General features: G+C 75.4%; 7 protein-coding genes. 4 read left to right on the top strand and 3 right to left on the bottom strand.

Annotated elements, in window-relative coordinates; translation table 11 throughout:
* Positions 1–245 precede the first annotated feature (245 nt).
* Positions 246–1,724: an alpha/beta hydrolase family protein gene (locus ACZ7KX_RS29305; RefSeq protein ID WP_470329154.1), complete on the top strand. Its 1,479-nt coding sequence runs from the start codon at positions 246–248 to the stop codon at positions 1,722–1,724.
* A gap of 40 nt (positions 1,725–1,764) precedes the next feature.
* On the opposite strand, the gene ACZ7KX_RS29310 is transcribed toward ACZ7KX_RS29305, so the two are convergent.
* Positions 1,765–2,445: a TetR/AcrR family transcriptional regulator C-terminal domain-containing protein gene (locus ACZ7KX_RS29310; protein WP_470329080.1), complete on the bottom strand. Its 681-nt coding sequence runs from the start codon at positions 2,443–2,445 to the stop codon at positions 1,765–1,767.
* A gap of 97 nt (positions 2,446–2,542) precedes the next feature.
* Here ACZ7KX_RS29310 and ACZ7KX_RS29315 point away from each other — a divergent pair, with 97 nt between their 5' ends.
* A complete protein-coding gene (locus tag ACZ7KX_RS29315) occupies positions 2,543–4,039 on the top strand; it encodes an APC family permease (protein WP_470329081.1) in 1,497 nt (498 codons plus the stop codon).
* Positions 4,040–4,303: 264 nt separating this feature from the next.
* On the opposite strand, the gene ACZ7KX_RS29320 is transcribed toward ACZ7KX_RS29315, so the two are convergent.
* Positions 4,304–5,314: a pyridoxal-phosphate dependent enzyme gene (locus ACZ7KX_RS29320; RefSeq protein WP_470329082.1), complete on the bottom strand. Its 1,011-nt coding sequence runs from the start codon at positions 5,312–5,314 to the stop codon at positions 4,304–4,306.
* 213 nt (positions 5,315–5,527) lie between these two features.
* Positions 5,528–6,385, bottom strand: a complete 858-nt coding sequence (locus ACZ7KX_RS29325) for a patatin-like phospholipase family protein (protein ID WP_470329083.1) — start codon at positions 6,383–6,385, stop codon at positions 5,528–5,530.
* A 332-nt stretch (positions 6,386–6,717) separates the two neighbouring features.
* Between ACZ7KX_RS29325 and ACZ7KX_RS29330 the strand changes: the two genes are divergently transcribed.
* Both ACZ7KX_RS29330 and ACZ7KX_RS29335 read left to right on the top strand, forming a co-directional pair.
* The gene (locus ACZ7KX_RS29330) at positions 6,718–10,497 is read left to right on the top strand and encodes a hypothetical protein (protein WP_470329084.1); all 3,780 of its coding nucleotides are present in this window, start codon (positions 6,718–6,720) and stop codon (positions 10,495–10,497) included.
* 3 nt (positions 10,498–10,500) lie between these two features.
* Entirely contained in the window at positions 10,501–14,259 is a 3,759-nt protein-coding gene (locus ACZ7KX_RS29335; RefSeq protein WP_470329085.1) for a hypothetical protein, read from the top strand.
* Positions 14,260–14,332: the final 73 nt, after the last annotated feature.

Below are 14,332 nucleotides of genomic sequence, written 5' to 3' on the forward strand. Positions count from 1 at the left end.
CGCTCGCGCTGCCCGGCACGTACCCGCGGCACGTCGCGGCCTGGTCACGGTAGGCCGCGCGCCCCAGGGAGCGCATGCCCCCACCGGCTGATCGCCCCACGCCCGGATACGACCTCAGGAGGAGCCCCGCCACCTCCCGGGGTCGCAACGCGGCCGCCGATCCGGCGCTCTCGAACCCTGCTCCGGTCGCACCGGAGCCGCCACGCATGGCGACCGCGGTCGCACACGGCGACGACCCGGGGCCGATGCGGCGGCGCACGCCCGGCGCCGAGCATGACCGGGTGACCGAGATCATCGAGGGACCGCAGATGTCCCCCCTGGAAATCCTCGCCCTGCTGGGTGCCGTCGCGCTGGTGGTGGCGCGCTGGCTTCCCCCCGCCGCCCGACCGCGCGTCACGATCGCGGCGGGAGCGGTTCTCGTGCCGTCGGCGATCGTGCTCGGCCTGACGGGGATCCGCTGGCAGCTGCTGCCCGTCCTCGCGGGCGCCGCCCTCGCGCTGCCGTTCGCCCTCGCTCCGCTGCTGCGCCGCCGTACCGGCCGGCCGGCGTGGCGGGCCCGCTGGTGGCTGGCGCTGCCGGGATCGGTGGCCTGCGCCGGCCTGATCGCCACGGGCCCGGTGGCCGCCTGGACCTTCCCCGTACCCGTGTTCCCCGAGCCGACGGGCGGCTTCGCGGTCGGCACCCGCGTGGTGCAGTGGACCGACCCCGGCCGTCCCGAGACCTTCACCGCCGATCCGACCGACCTGCGCACGGTCGTCGTCCAGCTCTGGTACCCCGCGCAGAAGAGCCCGGCGGGCGCGGAGCGGGCCCGGTACCTCGGACGCACGGAGCAGGAGGCGCGCACCGTCTCCGAGGCCCTCGCCCGCGGCGTCGGTCTGCCGGGGTTCCTGGTCGACGGTGTCCCCCGTGCCCGCAGCCGCTCGGTCTTCGACGCCCCGGTGGACGGGGGCGGGGGCCGGTTCCCGGTCGTCCTGTTCTCTCCCGGGTCGGGTGGAGTGCGCACCCAGAACACCGCCTGGGCGGAGGAACTGGCCAGCCACGGCTACGTGGTCGCCGCGCTCGACCACCCGTACGACTCCGCCGCGGTCGTCCTCGCCGACGGCCGGACGATCACCGGCGGGACCGCCTCCAGCGGTGACACGGAGGAGGACGAGGTACTGGCGGCCGGCTGGACGGCGGTCCGGGCCGCCGACCTCGGCTTCGTCCTCAGCCGGCTGGACGCCGTCGACCGGGGCGAGGACGCCGACCCGCTGACCGGCCGCCTGGACACCGGCCGGGTCGCGGTGGCCGGCCACTCCATGGGCGGCGCCGCCGCCCTGCAGGCGGCCCGGCAGGACCACCGGTTCGACGCCGTCATCGACCTGGACGGCTTCCCCCACGGCCCCGCCTCGCCCGCCCTCGTCCAGCCGACGCTCGCGCTCACCCAGGCCGTCACCCCCGGAACCGACCCGCGCTACCTGCCCCGGCTCACCGCGGCCCTGGACGCCGACACCGCGACGAGCTACCGGCTCACCGTCCCCGGCGCCGCCCACCTCACCTTCATGGACGGCCCGCTGTACCTGCCGCCCGTGCCCTCGATCGTCGGCTCCCTGGGCCGCACCGAGAGCCCGCGCGTCGTCGCCGGAGCCACCCTGGCCTTCCTGGACGCCACGCTGCGGGCCGCACCCGGGGACCTGCCCGGCGCCCTGCGGGCCTACGGCGACCTCACCCTCCACCACCCCTGACAGCAACCGCCGGCAGCCAGGCGGTCCCGCCCGCCCGGCTCTACCGGCCCGTCGGGTCCGGGATGCGGGCGGCAGGTGCGGTACCGGCGGGTGCGGTGCGTCCGCGGTGTTCGACGCCGTCGAGCAGGAGGCGGAGGCCGAGTTCGAAGCCCCGGTCGTCCAGCTCCGACGCGCCGTCGCGGGCGCGGGAGGCTTCCAGGGAGTCCGCGAGGGCGGGGTAGTCCGGCCGGTAGGCGTCCGGTGTCCGGGTGAAGCCGGCGGTGAAGGTCTCCAGCGCGGAGCCCAGCACCAGGTAGTCGAGTGCGGCTGCGGTCTCCGCCGCGTCGGCCGGGTCGAGGCCGGCCCGGCCGAGTGTGGCCAGCAGGGTGTCGTAGCCGCGCAGCGCGCGGTCGGCCTCGACGCGGCGGCGGGCCAGCAGGGCGATGGTGTTGGGGTGCCGCAGGAAGACCGCGCGGTAGCCGCGCGCGTACGCCGCGAGGCCGGCCCGCCAGTCGGGGTCGGCGAGCGGGACGTGGTCGATCTCGTCGTTGACCAGTTCGGAGACCGCGTCGACCAGGGCGTCCTTGCTCTGGATGTGGTTGTAGAGCGAGGCCGCCTTGACTCCGAGCCGCTCCGCGAGCGCTCGCATGGTCAGGCCGTCGGGGCCCTCCTCGTCCACCACCTGGAGCGCGGCCCGTGCGATCCGTTCGCCGGTCAGCAGCGCCCTGCTCGGTCGACCCACTGGGGAATCCCCTCTTCCGCTCTGCGTTTCCTGCGGCTATCGTGCCAGACCAGCAACAGTTGCTAACAAAGTTAGTTTTATCAGGAGGGCGCACCGCATGGCCGAGAACACCCCGTCCGACGACGACACGCTGGCCGCGCTCGGCTACCGCCAGGAGCTCAGACGCAGCCTGAGCGTCCTCGGCAACGTCTCCATGGGCTTCGCCGTGGTCAGCCCCGTCGTCGGGCTGTACGCCGCCGTGCAGGTCGGCATGAGCGTGGCCGGCGGCGCCTGGGTCTGGGCGCTGCCGCTGTGCCTGCTCGGGCAGTGCCTGGTCGTGGCCGTCTACTCGGAGCTCGCCTCCCAGTGGCCGCTGGCCGGCGGCGCCTACCAGTGGGGCCGGCGGCTGGCCAACCCGGCCTTCGCCTGGCTGACCGGCTGGATGTGGCAGTTCGCGGTGATGTTCGGCAACACCACCGTCGCCTACCTCGCCTCGCCCTGGCTCTTCGCGCTCTTCGGCGCCGTTCCGACGCCCACCGAGCAGGTGCTCGTCGCGGCCGGGTTCGTGCTCTTCTGCACCCTCGTCAACGCCTACGGCATCGACCTCCTGCGCCGGTTCGTCAGCCTCGGCATCGCCGCCGAGGCGGTCGCCTCCGTCCTCGTGGGCTTCACCCTGCTGCTGGTCTTCCGGCAGCACGGCCTCTCGCTGCTGACCGACTTCCTGCACGCGCCCACCGGGCTCGGCATCGGCGGCACCGGCGCACTGCTCGCCGCCCTGGCCATCGCGGGGTGGGCGTTCGTCGGGTTCGACGCCTGCGTGTCGACGGCCGAGGAGACCAAGGACGCGGCCCGGCAGGTGCCCCGGGCGATGTGGTGGTCCCTGCTGAGCGTCGGGCTCGTCGTCATCCTGAACGCGGTCTCGGTCGAGCTCGCGCACCCGAGCCCCGCCGACGTCGTCTCCGGCCAGGACCTGGACCCGGTGACCACCGCCGTCACCCACGCGTTCGGCGGCTGGGCCGACAAGCCCTTCGTCCTCGTCGTCCTGATCAGCTTCACCGCGTGCCTGATGGCCTCCCAGGGCGGCGCGGCGCGCGGGCTCTACTCCCTCGCCCGGGACGGCGTCTTCCCGTTCTCGCGTCAGGTCCGCAGGGTCAACGGGCGCCGGGCCCCGATCGGCGGCCTGGTCGCGGCGACGCTGATCAGCTGCGCCGCCCTGCCGCTGGGCCTGAGCACCTCGGCCATCGGCAGCCTGATGACCTTCGGCAGCGCGGCGATCTTCGCACCGTTCTTCCTGATCTGCCTCGTCGCCCTGGCCGCCCGCCTGCGCGGCTCCTGGACGCCCGCCGGCGCAGTCGGGTACGGACGCCTCGGCACCCCCGTCAACCTGCTCGCGGTGCTGTGGACCGGCTTCGAGCTGGTCAACATCTGCTGGCCGCGCGCCGTCCTCGCCCCCGCCGGGGCGCCCTGGTACCAGGTCTGGGCGGCACCACTGGGCGTCGCCACCGTCACCCTCGCCGGTCTCGCGTACCTGCTCGTGCGCCGACCCGACCGCCGTATGGGCGACATCGACCGGGACCGGCCGCTGGGCGACGAGCTCGCGCCCGCCGTCCTGTAGCCGGCTGGCGGCGGCGGTGACGGCGGCGGTGACGGCGGCGGTGGCGGTCGATCAGAAGGCCGATGACCTGCTAATGTTCTTCTCGTCGCGAGGGAGATCATTCCTCGTCAGGCGTCAGCGGTGCTACCAGAGCACGTCCTACTTTCAGTAGGAAGAGTCCGTGCGACCCGGGCCTGGCGCTCCACGGTCGGACGAGGTCCGGTGCCCCTACGGGTGCCGGGCCTCGTCCGCGTTCTGCCGGCCGTTTCGCCGTGCCGACGGACATCAGGCGTCAGGCGGCCACCTGGGGCCGAAGGTGTTGAGGAAGACCACGGGCCCCCCGCCGAACCGCCCGGCGGCGTCCAGTTCCAACAACGCCGCCAGCGCCTTGGCGGTGTACGTCTGCTCCAGTTCCAGGCCGGCCCCGGACGCCCGGTCGAGCGCCGCCGCCCCAGGTGCGGTGGGGTGGGCGTAGCCGGCGCCGAGCCAGCCGTACTCCGTGACCACGTCCGCCGGGCCGGGCTCCGACCCCGGCAGGCGGGCGCCCCGGGCCCGGAGCAGCGCCAGCGACTTCCGGGCCAGCGCGGTGAGCCTCGGCCCGTCCAGCCGGAGGGTGTCGTTGACCACGACGCCCAGCACCCGGGTGCGCAGACCGGCCAGCCGCAGCCCCAGCGCCAGACCGGCCGCGGTACCGCCCGAGCCGACCGCCGTCACGATCCACCCGGGCTCCGGCAGCAGGCCGTCCGCCACGTGCTCGGCCAGTTCGAGCGCGCACTCGACGTACCCGAGCGCCCCGAGCGGCGAGGACCCGCCCGCCGGGAGGAAGTACGGCGGGGTGAGGCCGTGCGCGTGCCGGACGAACAGCCACGGCGCGGCGAGGACCAGCCGGGTCCTGGTGTGCAGGAAGTGCAGCCTCGCGCCGCTGGCGTGCAGCCGCCGCAGCTGGGCGCGGACGTGGTCGTCGACCGGATGGTCGATCAGGCCGAGGGCGACGTCGAGGCCCAGTTCGCGGGCGTAGAGGGCGGCCGCGAGGCCCCAGTTGGTGCCGAGCCCGCCGACGGTGAGGACCGTGCGGGCACCCCGGCGGCGGGCCTCGGGCAGCAGCCACTCCAGCTTGCGGACCTTGTTCCCGCCCCAGCCGCCGCGCCCGTACCCGCTCTCGTCCTTCAGCCACACCGCGGACCGGCAGCCGAGCCCGGCCAGCGGGCGCACCGGAGTCGGCGCGTCGCCCAGCCGGAGGTACGGCAGTGTCCCGGTCAGCTCCGGCCAGCGCCGGTGGAGCAGGGGAGGCGTCATGGGGCCGACGGTAGGGCAGCACCGGGCCGTTGCCCAGTGCCGGGGACGGCCCGGGCCGGTTTCCGGTACCGACGGCGGTCGGTGACGACACGGCGGCTGGGTTCGCCGATCACGGTCGGGCGGCGACAGGGTGGGCGACGGCAGGGCGGGTGGGGTGGGCGACGGCAGGGCGGGTGGGGCACAGAGGGGTGACGGCCCGCCCCTGACCGCTGCTCAGCCTCCGGCCGTGCCCTGCACCGGCCAGGTGCGGGCGACCGCGGCGGCGAGGGCCGCGCCCTGCCGGTGGCCGGCCCGGGCGGCGGCCGGGCGCCGGGTGTCGGCGGTCAGGTCGCGTCCCATCGCGCGGCGGGCGTCGGCGTCCGGGGTGATCAGGGTGGTATGGGTGCCGGAGGCGCGGAGCTCCGCTGCCTGTTGCCGGGCGCCGGGGTGCGGCCCGACGGCCGCGGGGACGGGCGAGAGCGCCAGCACCTGCCGGTGGCCGGCGGCGAGTTGGAGGTTGCCGGTGGATCGGGTGCCGCCGTCGATCCACCGCCGCCCGAGGGCGGCTGCGGGCGGCCAGACCAGGGGGACGGCGCAGCTGGCGGCGACGGCCTCCACGAGGTCGAGCCCGGAGTGCGCGTCGAAGGCCTCGACGCGTCCGGTCTCCGCGTCCACGGCGGTGATCCGCAGCGCCTGCGCGGGCCAGGCGGTGGCGTCGCGCAGCAGGGTGCGCACGGTGTCGTGGAGGTCGTGGGCGGGGGCCGGCCGGGCGGTCAGGGCGGCGTGGCCGAGGCGCCGTACGGAGCGTTCCGGGTCGCGGGTGCCGAGGGCCGCCCACAGGTAGCGCAGGGTCTGCGCGACGGTGACGCCCATCTCGACCCGGTCGAGCCGGGCCAGTTGACGTTCGTACAGCTCGCGGGCGGCTTCGCCGCCGGTGAGCCGGGCGCCGAAGACGGCTCCGGCCGAGGTGCCGATGACGGTGTCGGCGGCGGTCGGGTCGATCCCGCCGTCGGCGAGGCCCGCGAGGACGCCGGTCAGCCACGCCCCGCCGACCGGTCCGCCGCCGCCAAGTACCAGTGCCGTCCCACGCATGGCGTTCCTCTCCCCGACTCTCCGACCACACGAAACGGGGAATGCTCCCCGTTTCCTTCTCGGGCGAGAGTACACCGAACGGGGGCGGACGGCACCGGCGGGCACGGCCCGGGGCCGCACCCACACCCGCACCTGAGGCCGTCCGCCCCCGACCGACGCCGGTCCCACTACGGTCTGTCAGGAAGAACGGGCCGATCGCGGGGGGAGCCTACGCACGGTCACCGACATTGATGCGTGGGCGAAGCAGGAATAGCCTGGAAAGACCGAGGGCCGGCGGGTGCCGGAAGGTTCGGCACCCCCGACCGTCGCCGGTCGGATGCTGGGGGCACCCCATGCGAGATCACTCGGCGCGGGCCCTGGCCCTGTGCTCCCCGGGGCACGGCGACCTGCACCTCTTCGTCGGCGCGCAGAACGGCGTGGTGCGGCACCGGACGTTCGACGGCGCCTGGAGCGCGTGGCGCGATCTCGGCAGTCCCTGGTCCTCGCCCGGGGAGCCGCGTCCCGGGGTTCCCGGGACGCCCGCGGGCTTCGGATCCGGCTGGTTGGACGCGACGGCGGTCGAGGGCGGCGCGGTCGAGGTCTTCGCCCTCGGCGCCGAGGGCGACCTGCTACGCCTGCGCCTGGACGGCGAGGGGCGGGGCGGGGAGCGGCCGGAGTGGACGTCATGCGGCGTACTGCCCCGTGGTGTGCTCCCCCAGGGTTCCGCGCCGACCGGATTCACCGTCGTGACGACCGGGGGCAGCGACGTCCACGTCCTCCTGTGGACGGGCGCGCCGGACCGGCAGGTCGTGCACTGGCGGCCGTCCGGCCGGGCGATCGTGCTGCCCGTCGGCGGCCGGGCCTCCGGGCTGGTCGCCGCAGTGGCGGAGGCAGCGGTGGCGGAGGCCGCGCGGGGAGTGCTCCTGGTCGCGGACACCCGCGAACGGCACCTGCTCCGCGGCCACTTCACGGTCACCGAACCACCGGCCGACGGACCACCGACCGACGAAGCCCCGGCCTACGAAGCCCCGACGTGGGAGGGCCTCGGGGACCTGCCCGACGGGCTCGACCACTCCCCCACCTGCATCGCCGCGACGGAGCACGACGTCTTCCTCGGCGGCGACCGCGGCCTGTGGCACTCCGCCCTCGACCCGTGGCTCGGCTGGGAGCACCTCGGCGGCGACCTCTCCGCCCCCGGCACCGGGCTCCCCCTGCTGACCGCCGTCGAGTCCGGGGACGGCCGGATCGACGTGCTCGCCGTCTGGGCCGGGGCCGCCCTCATGCACCGACGGTTCGACACCGCGTGGTCCGCGTGGCACCTGGTCGACCTGCCGGGCGCGACACCGGGCGCGACACCGGGCACCGCCCCGGGCACCGCGCCGAGCGCAGCCCCGAGCAGCTACGCCGTGCTGCGCCCGGACGACCTCGTCACCCTGACCCTCCGGGGCCGGGGCCTGCACGAGCAGACCCGGCCCGACGGCACGGTGCAGCTGGTGCCCGACCCGGGCGGCGGCCGCCTGATCGTGGGGGTGCCCCCGCAGCACCTGGCCGAGACCGTGGTGGAGTCCGGCATGCCGCCCCAGGGCTACCTCTCCGGTCCGTCCACCCTGTCCTTCGCCGTCGGCCCGGACCCGGTCGTCCTCACCGTGGAGGGCCTGCTCGACGCGATGGAGCGCCTCCCCCTGGTCACCACCGCGGCCTCGGCGGCGGACGAGGTGACCCGACTGGAACTCCCCTGGCGCCTCGTCCTCGCCCTGCAGGGGCAGCCGCGCTGCGCCCACCGCAGCCGGCCAGCCACCGGCACCGGTGGCGGCACCGAGCTCTGGCACAGCCGGGTCCACGACCCGGCCGGCGGGCTGACGGCGCGCCCCCTGCGCGCCGTCCCCGGCGCTACGAACCTGGGCACGCCCCTGGACGCCTGGCTGGACCAGATCGTGGCGGCCGCGGTCCAGAACCCCGGCATCCCGGTCGCGGTCGACCGGCTGATCCTGAGCGCCTACGGTGCCCGGTTCTCCGCCTCCGCCCACTGGCCCCACCTGGAGTGGGCCCACGACGCCGCGCTGGGCCGGGACTTCCACGTCAAGGTCGCCGCCACGGGCGCGCTGTTCCCGTTCGGCCACCGCGCGGTCTACGTGGAGGTCACCGACCGGCGGTTCGACGGCACCGATCCCGCCGTGGCCGCGCTGCACCGACAGAGCTTCCTGATCGTCACCGAGCCCGTCCGCGACGACTACGGCATCGGCGCGGGCGGCTCGCACGAGCGGCGCTTCCCGTTCCAGCGGGTCACGATCGACCCCGGTCAGGCCTCGGAGCTGGACGACGCCTCCTGGATCCCGCTGGGCGCGTCGCCCGGCGCCCCGCGGTGCTTCTGGCCGCGGCGCAGCGGTGGACCCGTGGTGTTCACCCTCCGGGCCGGCGCGGGGCAGCAGGAGGTCGAACTGCACCTGCCGCTGCTGTTCGTGGAGGACGCGGCCGCCGACGCCGCGCACGCCGCGGCCCTCGACGGGATCTACGGCGGCGGTCCCGGTACGGGCGCCTTCGCGGGCCCGGGGCGGCCGGTCTCGGACGTCGGCAGCCGTATCCCGCTCGCCATGGTGTCGCGGACCGAGGCCGCGGCGGGCGCGGTGCAGGAGGTGCAGTCGATGACCTTCGGCGGGCTCGGCGCGGGACACTCCCCCACCGGGGTGGGCTTCTACCCGCAGGTGACCCAGCTGGCCGTGGGGCTGCCGGCGGCCCGCCAACTGCTGGGCCCGACGCCGGCGCTGCCCGCGACGCTCTCCAAGGCGCTCGTCGACACCCCGCCGGGCCGGCCGCCGGCGGACGCGCTGCTGGACCTGGTGACCCCGAAGCCGCTCGACTTCGGCGCCGCCGGGGCCCGCGCGGGGTCGCTGGCCGCCCCCGACATGACCGTGACGCAGATCTCGCGCACGCTCGGGCCCACCGTCGGAAACGCGCTCCCGCAGGATCCCACGAAGCTGTTCGCCGCGGACGCGACGCTGTTCGGCGTCGTCCCGCTGCGCGACCTGATCGCCGTCGTCAAGGACCAGCCGAAGCTGCTGTGGCTCGGCGAGGGGACGGACACCCCGTCCGCGAAGCTCACCTGGCGCCAGCCCCTGGAGAAGGCCGTCGCGCCGTTCTACCCCGACGCCGGGTCGTCGGTGTCCATCGAGGCGCTGGCGCAACTGGTCGGCGGCAAGCCGCAGATGCACGCGACCGGGACGATCGACAAGTTCAGGCTGGTGATCCCCGCGCAGGGCCCGGGCGCGCTCGTCACGCTCACCTTCGCGTCCGTCGTCTTCACCGCCGACGCCGGCCGGAGCCTGCACCTCGACGTCACCCTGTCCGATGTCGAACTCGACGGGACGCTGAAGTTCCTCCGCACCCTGCAGGACCTGATCCCGCAGGCGGGACGCGGCGGCCCGCGGATCGACGTGTCGGCCACGGCGATCACGGCGTCGTACACCCTGGCCGTGCCGACGGCCGGCCTGATGGTGTTCAGTCTGCAGAACCTCACCATCCGGATCGCGGTCACGCTGTCGCTGACCAACCGGCCGATCGCGGTGGACTTCGCCTTCGGCACCCGGGAGAAGCCGTTCCTGGTCACGGTCTCCGGCTTCGGCGGCGGCGGGTACCTGGAACTCGGAATCGGCGCCGGTGGCCCGGACAGCGGGCTGCAGCGGCTCACCGGCGGGATCGAGTTCGGCGCCGCCGTCACCATGGACTTCGCCATCGCGTCGGCGGAGGTGCATGTCTTCGGCGGCGTCGTCTTCGCCAAGAACGGCCGCGACACCGAGATCACCGGCTACCTGCGGATCGGCGGCAGCGTCTCCGTGCTGGGGCTGATCAGCGTGTCGATCGAGCTGACGCTCAGCCTGACGTACGACACCGACACCAATGTGCTGAGCGGTTCGGCCAGGCTCGTCATCACGGTGGACCTGACGTTCTTCTCCAAGACCGTGACGCTGGAGTGCCACAAGAGCTTCGGCGGCTCCCCGCACCTCGCCGCCCCGGCGGCCCACGCCGGTCCGGCCCTGGCGGCCGGCCCGGACCCGTCGTCGGTCGAGGCGGCGCTCGGGCCGCAGGGGCCGTCGTTCCCCTGGCAGACGTACTGCCAGGCGTTCGCAGGGGAGTAGCGCATGTCGTCGACCGGCCTGGAGCGGCAGTTCGTCTGGACGGTGATCCCGGCCGGCCGGGTGACGCCGGCGGCCGGCGGGTCCGAGCCGATGGCGGTGTTCTCGGTGCTGCTGACACCGCGCCTGATCGGCCCGGGAACGGCCCGGCTCACGGTGGCGGACTTCGGGATGCAGCGCTGGCCGGAGCGGTCCGCCGCCCTGCACTTCGACGTGTTCCGCGCCGGGACGTCCGTACCGGCGTCGCCGGTCCCGTACACCGCGCTGGACGGGACGGTCGTGCGGTTCTCGACCGCCGAGCAACTCGCCGCCTGGCAGGCGCTGTTCGGCGGCGGCACGCTGGTCGAGCCGTACCGGGCCGCCTTCTACGACGGCCGGGACACCCGGGCGTTCCCCACCGGCGAGGCCGGCGCGGAGGTGCGCGGCATCTACACCGCCACCGCCCGGGCCCACGCCGTGCACCGGGGCGTGGCGCCGGAGCGCGACGCCGGGCTCCGGGCCGACCTGCGGGAGATCACCGACCTGTGGCAGACCGGCCTGCTGCCGCCCGGCGACGGGGCGCCACGCGCCGCCGAGGACCAGCCGGCCCTCGCCCGGGCGTACGCCTTCTACCGGCGCAGCGCCGCCGAGTTCAGCCCACCGGAGAGCCTCGCGGCGCCGCCCGAGCGCGAGTTCCACGACACCGTCGCGCACCTCGCCGACCACCCCGTCGTGCTGCGTGCGCTCGGCCTGCTGACGGACCTCGCCGTGCCGGCGTCCCGGCTGGGCGGAGCCGACCCGGCGGAGCTGCGGGCGGTGCCGCGGTGGCCGAGCCCGGACCCGAACCCGCCGCCGGGCTGGACCGGCGCCACCCAGACCGACCTGTCGCCGCGCACGGCCTACACGCTGAACGGGGCGCGCTTCCTGCCGGCCTCCGTCGACGGGCCGACCTCCACCGGCTTCAGCCAGGGGCTGCTCCCCCTGTCCGGAACCGGCATGGGAACCGGAGCCGAGGCCGCGCCCGCCGGGAACGCCCGGTTCGAGGTCGTGCCCTTCGACGTGGACGGCGCCGCGCTGCGCCTGGTGAGCGCCGCCCGCTCGGACGCCGCGTCCGCGCCGCCGTCCGTCGCCGACACCGCTCCGCCCGGCGCGCTGCCCGCCCTGCACTCGATGGGGTTCGCGCTCGTCGACCGGAGCCGCGAGACGGAGCACGGCAAGCAGCTCCAGCGGGCCCGGCAGCGGGCGACGCCGTCCGGCCTGCAGGCGTCCGCGCTGCTGGCGGACTCCCTCCTCGGCGGCTACCGGCTGGACGTGTACGACGGCACCAGCAGGACGTGGCACTCGCTGTGCCGCCGCCGGGTGCACTACACCGTCGGCGGCGTGCCGCTCGGGCCCGCCACCGTGGCGGGGCTGCCGGACGAGGGGTACCTCAGGCCCGGCGGGGCAGCCACCGGCGCCGGCCCGGCCGACGTGCTGTACCTCCACCAGACGGTGGCCCGCTGGGACGGCTGGAGCCTGGTCGCCCAGCGGCCCGAGCGGATCGTGGCCACCGGCGACACCCGGCCGGCGGCGGCCGCCCCGGCCCTCGACGCGGTCGTGACGTGCGACCTCGGCTCGCTGCCCCGGCTGCGCTTCGGCCGCTCCTACCGGCTGCGGGTCAGGATCGCCGACCTGGCCGGAGGCGGCCTGCGCGCCGAGGAGGTCGGCGCCGTCGAGGAGCAGAGCGACGACCTCGTCTACCGGCGCTTCGAGCCGCTGCCCCCGCCGGAACTCGTGCCCACCCGGGCGTTCGACGACGGCGACGGCCAGGACCGCATGGTCATCCGCAGCGACCGCGGGGTGTCGGTGGCCGACTACGCCGCCCACCACGGGTACCGCGCCTACGACCTGCGGCACCTCCTGCCCCCGAAGTGCTCGCTCGCCCTGGCCCTGCAGTACGACGGCGCCTTCGACCAGGCCCTCGGCCCCACCGCGTCCGCCGCCGACGTGACCCGGCTCTTCGGGACCGCCAAACGGGCGGACCGCGGGCTCACCGACGTCCCGGGTGCGCAGACCGTCGGAACCGACCCGGCATCCGGCGCTCCGTCACCGTACGTCACCCTGCCCGAGACGGACGTGGTGCTGCCCTGGCTGGCCGACCCGAGCGGCGCCTTCATCGCCCTGAACGCGCGGCCCCGGCCGCTGGGCCCCAACGGGCAGCCCGGGCCCGTCGTCCCCTCCGACCGGTCGGTGATCGCCGTCTGGCAGGGCGACTGGCCCGACCGCCAGACCGCGACCGTGAAGCTGGAGGCCGCCGCGAGCGGCTGCACGGTGCGGAACCTCGACCGCCGCCACCTCTCGGTCGGGCTCGGCCCCGCGGAGCAGGTGACCTTCGACATCCCGTCCTGCATGCCGTACGAGCACGTCAACTACCTCGGCATCGCCCTGTGGCTGGGCGTCGACCCGGTGAACCCGGCCACCTTCCAGGACGTCGTGCACGGGAAGAACCGCCTGATCACCCCGCCGCGCACGGTCACCATGGTCCACGCGGTGCAGCGGCCGCTGACCGACCCCGGCGGACAGCTGACCGTCCAGCGCAAGCCCGGCGACCACGACGCCGTCCTCGGCACGGGCGGCCTCGCGATCGACATCCCCAGCACCGGGCGGATCGACCTCCACGCCGAGTGGTCCGACCACGACGACGCCCCGCCCGCCCCGCCGGCGGTGCACGAACGGATGGCGCACGTCGGCTCGTACGAGGTCCAGCACCTGCCGCCGAAGGACGCTTTCCCGGTGATCCGCCAGGAGTTCGGCGACACCCGCCACCACAAGGTGAGCTACACCGTCACGGCGGTGTCGCGCTTCGAGGACTGCTTCGGGCGCCAGCTCGCGGCCGATCCCCTCGCCTGCCTCGCCACCGGTGCGCTCGCGGACACCGACGTGCCGAGCTCGGCCCGGCCCCCCGCACCCCGACTCCTCTACGGCATGCCGACGTTCCGCTGGAGCCGGACGGTCGACGGGCAGCGCTCGCTCACCCGGCTGCGCCGCGGCGGCGGTCTGCGGGTCTTCCTCGAACGGCCCTGGTACGCGTCGGGCGACGACGAGGCCCTGGCACTGCTCGCCTTCCCCACCGCGCCGGCCCCCGCCGAGGCCCTGCGCTACGTCGGCGTCGCCGGGCGCGACCCGATCCGCGGCACCGGGGCGCCGCCCGGCACCCTCACCCGCGCCCAGGTCAACGCACCGCAGTGGGCACAGGTGACGCTCCCCGAGCTGCAGCGGGTCCTCGACGCCGGGCTGTACCAGGTCGAGTTCGACGACCAGGAGGACCGCTGGTACGCCGACCTCGACCTCGCCCCGGTGGTGTCCTCGTCCTACTTCCCGTTCGTCCGGCTCGCGCTGGCCCGCTACCAGCCGCACACCGTCACCGATGTGCCGGCCGTGTCGCAGGTGGCCCTGACCGACCCCGTCCAGCTGCCGCCCGACCGGCGGCTGACGGTCACCCGCAGCCCCGGGCAGGCCACCGTGGTCCTGGACGGCCTCGGCCCCGGTGGCGCGGGGAACACCGTCCGGACCGAGCTCCAGGTCCTGGACGCGGGCGTGCCGGCGACGGCCGACGTCGCGGGCTGGTCCACCGTCCTGACGACCACGGCCGTCCTCGGGCACACGGCCCCCGTCAGCCTCCCCGACACCGGGCAACGGCCACAGCGCCTGGTCGTCCGGGAGTTCGAGACCCAGCCCGTCCCGGCGGGCGGCGACGGAACCGGACGACCGGTGTTCCTCGACATCGTTCCGCTCGGCACGTGGTGAAGCGGCCCGACGCCGTCGCCACCCCGGGCCGCAGAGCTTCAGACAGTCAGAGAGCAAGAGAAGGCGATCACGG

Source organism: Kitasatospora sp. NPDC038210 (assembly GCF_055600605.1).